The sequence below is a fragment of the Vogesella mureinivorans genome (assembly GCF_007644035.1).
GTDB lineage: Bacteria > Pseudomonadota > Gammaproteobacteria > Burkholderiales > Chromobacteriaceae > Vogesella > Vogesella mureinivorans.
On sequence record NZ_VMTV02000178.1, the window covers coordinates 338642 to 345594 of the forward strand.

5 protein-coding genes and 2 tRNA genes are annotated in these 6953 nt (G+C 62.0%); 4 read left to right on the plus strand and 3 right to left on the minus strand.

Annotation, left to right across the window (positions count from 1 at the left end):
* Window positions 1–21: 21 nt before the first annotated feature.
* Complete coding sequence (gene hrcA, locus FLQ44_RS07640; RefSeq protein WP_147693910.1) at window positions 22–1041, minus strand: heat-inducible transcriptional repressor HrcA; 1020 nt, start codon at window positions 1039–1041, stop codon at window positions 22–24.
* A gap of 242 nt (window positions 1042–1283) precedes the next feature.
* Between hrcA and recA the strand changes: the two genes are divergently transcribed.
* From recA to FLQ44_RS07660, 4 genes are all read left to right on the plus strand, one after another.
* A complete protein-coding gene (recA, locus tag FLQ44_RS07645) occupies window positions 1284–2348 on the plus strand; it encodes a recombinase RecA (protein ID WP_147693911.1) in 1065 nt (354 codons plus the stop codon).
* Window positions 2348–2812, plus strand: coding sequence for a recombination regulator RecX (recX, locus tag FLQ44_RS07650; RefSeq protein ID WP_147693912.1), 465 nt, complete (start codon window positions 2348–2350; stop codon window positions 2810–2812). The genes recA and recX overlap by 1 nt, the downstream gene beginning before the upstream one ends.
* A 215-nt stretch (window positions 2813–3027) precedes the next feature.
* Complete coding sequence (gene alaS, locus FLQ44_RS07655; protein WP_147693913.1) at window positions 3028–5658, plus strand: alanine--tRNA ligase; 2631 nt, start codon at window positions 3028–3030, stop codon at window positions 5656–5658.
* Window positions 5659–5804: 146 nt separating this feature from the next.
* Complete coding sequence (locus FLQ44_RS07660; protein WP_147693914.1) at window positions 5805–6662, plus strand: substrate-binding periplasmic protein; 858 nt, start codon at window positions 5805–5807, stop codon at window positions 6660–6662.
* Between the two features lie 92 nt (window positions 6663–6754).
* Here FLQ44_RS07660 and FLQ44_RS07665 read toward each other — a convergent pair.
* Window positions 6755–6830, minus strand: a tRNA-Asn gene (locus FLQ44_RS07665).
* Window positions 6831–6876: 46 nt separating this feature from the next.
* Window positions 6877–6952: transfer RNA gene (locus FLQ44_RS07670), tRNA-Asn, on the minus strand.
* Window position 6953: the final 1 nt, after the last annotated feature.

Here is a 6953-nt window from a genome sequence, read left to right on the forward strand (position 1 = left end):
AGCCTGGGTGCGGCACAGAAGTCAGTCGTTGAAATTGAGTGCGCTCGACACCAGGCGCGCGGTGATATCCACTATCGGAATCACCCGCTCGTAGGCCATGCGGGTGGGGCCCACTACGCCCAGCGCGCCCACTACCTGGCCGTTTAGCCGGTACGGGGCAATCACCACGCTGCAGTCGTCCAGCGTTACCACGCCGGACTCGTCGCCAATGAAAAGGTTCACACCAGGGGCGCGGCGGCTTTGTTCCAGCAGCTGCAACAGTTCGGTCTTGCGCTGGAAGGTATCGAACAGCTCGCGCAGGCGGTTCAGGTCGCCGGAAAAATCGCTCACGCTCAGCAGCTTGCCCTGCCCGCTAATCACCAGGTCGTCGCCACCGTGCAGCGTTTGCTGGCCAAACTGGATGGCCAGCTGCATCAGCTCGGAAATATCGCCACGCAGCTGCTGCAGCTCCTCCCCTACCCGGCTGGCTACCCCGCCCAGCGCGTGGCCGGCGTAGTGCTGGTTCAGGAAGTTGGCCGCTTCGATCAGCTCGCTGCCGCTGTAGTCGCGTGCGGTGTTGAACAGGTGGTTCTGTACGTCGCCTTCCAGCGTCACCAGAATCAGCAGTACCCGGCGCTCGGACAGGCGCAAAAACTCCACCTGGCGAAACGCAGCATCGGCGCGCTGCGGCGTCATCACCACGCCGGCAAACTGCGTCAGCTCGGCCAGCAGCTGCGACGCCGCCTTCACCACCCGCTTGGGGCTGTCCGGCTGCAGCGTATGCCGCAGCTCGGCCACGGCAGGCTCGGCCAACTGCTGCACCGTCAACAGGCGGTCGACAAACAGGCGGTAGCCACGCGGCGTGGGCACGCGCCCGGCCGAGGTGTGCGGCGAGGCAATCAGCCCCAGCCCTTCCAGGTCGGCCAGCATATTGCGGATGGATGCGGACGACAGCTCCAGCCCGGATACCGTGGCCAGGGTTTTGGACGCCACAGGCTGGCCATCGGCGATATAGCGCTCTACCAGCACCTTGAGCAAATATTGAGTGCGATCGTTCAGCATGCTGCCATTCTGTCACAGCTTGCCCGCCAGCCATAGGCTTTGCCGCATCACAGCCTGGCGGTGCGCCCGGCGGCTTGGTAGGCCGGCCTTTTGTGCGATAATCCGCTGATTGTATTCATCACCGCCACACCGCTGTGGCGCGCATGCATCGCTGCCTGTCGTTTTTATTTGGCAGGCCAGATGAAAACGTACATAATCAAAAGCTGAATCGTTATCCACCCCGTTGAATGAATGGAGCAAGCATGGCAGAGCGTTCCGAAGACAAAAGCAAGGCGCTGAGTGCAGCGCTGGCGCAAATTGAAAAGCAGTTCGGCAAAGGCTCGATCATGCGCATGAGCGACAACCAGATCACCGAAAACCTGCAAGTCATCAGCACCGGCTCGCTGGGCCTGGATCTGGCACTGGGCGTGGGTGGCCTGCCGCGTGGCCGCGTGGTGGAAATCTACGGCCCGGAATCGTCCGGTAAAACCACCCTGTGTCTGCAGGTGGTTGCCGAAGCACAAAAACTGGGTGGCACCTGCGCCTATATCGACGCCGAAAACGCGCTGGACCCGCAATACGCACAAAAGCTGGGCGTATCGGTAGAAGACCTGCTGATCTCGCAGCCGGATACCGGCGAGCAGGCACTGGAAATCTGCGACATGCTGGTACGCTCCGGCGGCGTGGACGTAATCGTGGTGGACTCGGTTGCCGCCCTGGTACCCAAAGCCGAAATCGAAGGCGAAATGGGCGACAGCCACGTAGGCCTGCAAGCCCGCCTGATGAGCCAGGCGCTGCGCAAACTCACCGGCAACATCAAGCGCACCAACACCCTGGTGGTGTTCATCAACCAGATCCGCATGAAGATCGGCGTGATGTTCGGCAGCCCGGAAACCACCACTGGCGGTAACGCGCTGAAATTCTACGCCTCGGTACGTATGGATATCCGCCGCATTGGCGGTATCAAGAAGGGCGAAGAAATCATCGGTAACGAAACCCGCGTGAAAGTGGTGAAAAACAAGGTATCGCCACCGTTCAAGCAAGCCGGTTTTGACATTCTGTACGGTGAAGGTATCAGCCGCGAAGGCGAAATCATCGAGCTGGGCGTAGAACACGGCTTTATCGACAAATCCGGCGCCTGGTACGCCTACAACGGCCAGAAAATCGGCCAGGGCAAGGACAACACCCGCGAGTGGCTGAAATCCAACCCGGCCATTGCCCAGGAAATCGAGCGCAAGATCCGCGAAGCCGTGGGTATCAAGGTAGAAATCACCGAAGGCAAGCCGGACCCCGGCGAAGAGCTGCCGGACGACACCTTCGACGCCTGATGGAAAAACCGGGCAAAAGCCTGAAGGCAAGAGCCGTCGATCTTCTGTCCCGCCGCGAGTACACGCGGCTGGAGCTGAAGCGGCGGCTTTCGCCTTTTGCCGAGAACGCAGAAGAAGTGGACGCCCTGCTGGACGAGCTGGCCGCCAGCCGCTGGCAAAGCGACGCCCGCTTTGCCGAACAGTTTGCCGACAGCCGCAGCCGCAAGTACGGCAGCCGCCGCGTGGCCATGGAAATGCGCGAACGCGGTGTAGACAGCGACACCATCAAGCAGACCCTGTCCAGCCACAACGACCTGGCCACCGCACGCAGCCAGTGGCTGCGCAAATTCGGCCAACCCGCCAGCGACGCCGCCGGGCGCGCCAAACAGATGCGCTACCTGGCCAGCCGCGGCTTTGGCATGGACACGATCCGCCAGGTCATCAAAGGCAGTGACGAATGGCCGGATGACGATGCACAAAGCTAGCCAGCCAGCGCTGCTTCGATAAGCGCACCCGCCACCCGCTGCGGCCAACATAGCGCACGGCCAGCCACACACCGGCAGCAGCCGAAAATGCGCCCCGCCGTGCACAAGGTTGGCCGCAAGGCTTGCCAGCACGGTGCGCAGTTGCCACAATCGACCGATATTCACGCGTCGCGTGTCGCCGTTTTCAGAATCCGACCCAATACGACCCATAAATCATGAAAACCTCCGCCATTCGCCAGAAGTTTCTGGACTTTTTTGCTTCCAAAAATCACCAGGTTGTCTCGTCCAGCAGCCTGATTCCGGGCAACGACCCTACCCTGATGTTCACCGTGGCCGGCATGGTGCAGTTCAAGGACTTGTTCCTGGGCTTTGAAAAACGCGACTACACCCGCGCCACCACCAGCCAGAAATGCCTGCGCGCTGGCGGCAAGCACAACGACCTGGAAAACGTAGGCTACACCGCCCGCCACCACACTTTCTTTGAAATGCTGGGCAACTTCAGCTTTGGCGACTACTTCAAGCACGACGCCATCACCTTTGCCTGGGAATTCCTCACCGGCGAACAGTGGCTGAACCTGCCCAAAGACAAGCTGATGGTGACCGTGTACGCCAGCGATGACGAGGCGTACGACATCTGGCACAAAGTGGTAGGCGTGCCTGCCGACAAGATCGTGCGCATTGGCGACAACAAAGGCGCACCGTACGCGTCCGACAACTTCTGGACCATGGGCGACACCGGCCCGTGTGGCCCGTGTACCGAGATTTTCTATGACCACGGCCCAAGCGTCGCCGGCGGCCCGCCAGGCAGCCCGGACGAAGACGGCGACCGCTACATGGAAATCTGGAACAACGTGTTCATGCAGTTCAACCGCGATGAAACCGGCACCCTGCACCCGTTGCCAAAACCGTCCGTGGATACCGGCATGGGCCTGGAGCGCCTGTCCACCGTACTGCAGGGCGTGAAATCGAACTACGAAACCGACGCCCTGTCCTGCCTGGTACGCGCCGCTGCGCGCGAAACCGGCGTGGCCTACAGCCAGGACGTGCCGTCGCTGAAAGTGATCGCCGACCACATTCGCGCCTGCTCCTTCATGATCGCCGACGGCATTCTGCCGTCCGCCGACGGCCGCGGCTACGTGCTGCGCCGCATCGCCCGCCGCGCCATCCGCCACGGCTACAAGCTGGGCCAGAAAGGCCTGTTCTTCCACAAGATCGTGGCCGACCTGGTCGCCGAAATGGGCGATGCCTACCCCGAGCTGCGCCAGCAACAAGCCCAGATCGAAGACGCGCTGCGCGCCGAAGAGATCAAGTTTGCCGAAACGCTGGACACCGGCATGGCACTGGTTGATGCCGCACTGGCTGGCGGCAAGACCGCCATGGACGGCGACACCATCTTCAAGCTGTACGACACCTACGGCTTCCCGGTAGACCTGACCGCCGACATCTGCCGCGAACGCAATATCGATGTAGACATGGACGGCTTTGAGCGCGCCATGGAAGCGCAGCGCACCCGCGCCCGCGCCGCGTCTGCCTTCAAGGTAGCTGGCAGCCTGAGCTACGAAGGCAGCGACACCACCTTCCACGGCTACACCCAGACCAGCACCGATGCGCGCATCGTGGCGCTGTACAAGGGCACCGAGCAAGTAGACAGCCTGGCCGCTGGCGACGAAGGCGTGGTGGTACTGGACCACACCGCCTTCTACGCCGAAGGCGGTGGCCAGGTAGGCGACGTAGGCGAGATTTCGCTGGCTGGCGGCGTAGATGCGCTGTTTGACGTAGCCGACACCCAGAAAGTGAAAGCCGCGGTATTCGGCCACACCGGCCGCCTGGCGCGTGGCGCGCTGAAAGTAGGCGATACCGTGCAGGCTACCATCGACCTGCACCAGCGCCTGGCCACCACCCGCAACCACTCGGCTACCCACTTGCTGCACGCTGCGCTGCGCAAGGTACTGGGCACCCACGTGGCCCAGAAGGGCTCGCTGGTGAACCCGGAGCGCACCCGCTTCGACTTTGCCCACGGCCAGCCGGTCACCGCGGAAGAAATCGCCGAGATCGAACGCCTGGTGAACCACGTGATTGCGGCCAACTACGAAGTGAAAGCCCAGCTGATGAGCTTTGACGACGCCGTGCGCGCCGGCGCCATGGCACTGTTTGGCGAGAAATACGGCGACGAAGTACGCGTACTGAGCATGGGCGACTTCTCCGCCGAGCTGTGCGGCGGTACCCACGTACAACGCACCGGCGATATCGGCTTCTTCAAGATCGTGGCCGAAGGCGGCGTGGCCGCTGGCGTACGCCGTATCGAAGCCGTTACCGGCGAAGGCGCGGTAGCCCACGTACAGGCGCAAGACAGCCTGCTGAAGGCCGCTGCGGCCAACCTGAAGGCCCAGAGCAGCGACGAAGTGCTGAACAAGATTGGCAGCCTGCAGGCCGACCTGAAAGCGCTGGAAAAAGAGCTGGCTGGCATCAAGGCCAAACTGGCTGCCAGCGCTGGCGATAGCCTGGCCGAACAAGCCAGCGAGGTCAACGGCGTAAAACTGCTGGCCGCCGAGCTGGAAGGCGCCGATAACGCCACCCTGCGCGACACGCTGGACAAGCTGAAAGACAAGCTGGGCTCTGCAGTGATCGTGCTGGGCAGTAAAGCAGATGGCAAGGTCGCGTTGATTGCCGGCGTCACCAAAGACCTGACCGGTCGCTTTAAAGCCGGCGAGCTGGTAAACCATGTAGCCCAGCAGGTTGGCGGCAAAGGCGGCGGCCGCCCGGATATGGCCCAGGCCGGCGGCACCCAGCCGGAAAACCTGGCCAGCGCCCTGGCTAGCGCCAAAGACTGGGTAGCCAGCAAGTAAGCTAGCCAGCCTCGCCCCCCCCACACCCCCGCGCACCACGCCCGGGGGTGTTTTTCATGATGCAGCCACCGCACGCCTAAGCTGCGCACCTTGCACTTCCGGCAACATCAGCCACACTGAGTAAACAGGCCAGCCGGAAACCCACCATGCTCCAGCCACCGCACCCCAGCACTGCAGCGCACGCCATCAGGCAGGCAAGCTACCGGCTTGCCGGCTGCCTGTTGCTGCTGACAAGCATTGCGACACATGGGCAGCAGGCCGATAAAGGGCTGATTGCCGTTACCGAGCCGTGGCCGCCGTATAACACCTTCAGTAATGACGACACCGCCGACGGGGCCCATGCACTCATCGTGCAGCGTGCGCTGGCACTCAGCGGCCTGCAGGCGCAAACCGTTGTCTACCCGTGGGCACGTGCCATGGCGATCGCCCAGTCGCGCCCCAACACCCTGCTATTCAGCCTGGCACGCACACCTGAGCGCGAAAACAAATTCATCTGGATAGGTAAGCTCAGCCAGACACAGCAATTTCTGTGGCGGCTAGAGACAGCCGTGCACGGGGCGGAGCCCTCGCTGCAGCAGATCCTGCGCTGCTGCAGCATTTGCACGGTGCGCAAAGACGTCAGCGAAGAAGCCCTGCGACAGCAAGACAGTGATCACACCATGCAGCTGGTACTCACCGGCAGCCACAACGACTGCCTGCGCATGCTGCGCAGTGGCAGCGTGGCTTATATGGCAGGCTCGCCCTACCGTGTACAGGCCACCCTGCAGCAAAGCAACCTGCCAGCCTCATTCCTGCACAAAACCACGGCCATTGCGCCGGTTCGCACCCTGTTTCTGGCAGCCAGCCACGGCACACCTAGCGTGACCGTAAGCAAGCTGCAACAGGCCATGCAGCAACTACAACAAAGCGGCGAGCATGAACGCATGCTGCAGCAGGCACTATCGCGGCCACTGCCCAGCCCCGGCGACAAGGCTGCGGCCAACCCGATACCGAGCAAGCCCTGAGCTGACTAGCTACAGGCTACAGCGCCATGCGGATACGCTGGTACAAAGCAAAAAAGACAAAACCCGCCAAAAGGCGGGTTTTGTCTTGTATCTGGCTCCCCGAGCAGGGCTCGAACCTGCGACCTGCGGATTAACAGTCCGTCGCTCTACCGACTGAGCTATCAGGGAACACAACTTGCTTGAAGTACTACCGAAGCACTACTTCTGAATTTTCTGGCTCCCCGAGCAGGGCTCGAACCTGCGACCTGCGGATTAACAGTCCGTCGCTCTACCGACTGAGCTATCAGGGAA

Bases quoted from the DNA above. Each gene is read 5' to 3' on its own strand.
- hrcA (WP_147693910.1), bottom strand. From the start codon at position 1,041: ATGCTGAACGATCGCACTCAATATTTGCTCAAGGTGCTGGTAGAGCGC.
- recA (WP_147693911.1), top strand. From the start codon at position 1,284: ATGGCAGAGCGTTCCGAAGACAAAAGCAAGGCGCTGAGTGCAGCGCTG.
- recX (WP_147693912.1), top strand. From the start codon at position 2,348: ATGGAAAAACCGGGCAAAAGCCTGAAGGCAAGAGCCGTCGATCTTCTG.
- alaS (WP_147693913.1), top strand. From the start codon at position 3,028: ATGAAAACCTCCGCCATTCGCCAGAAGTTTCTGGACTTTTTTGCTTCC.
- FLQ44_RS07660 (WP_147693914.1), top strand. From the start codon at position 5,805: ATGCTCCAGCCACCGCACCCCAGCACTGCAGCGCACGCCATCAGGCAG.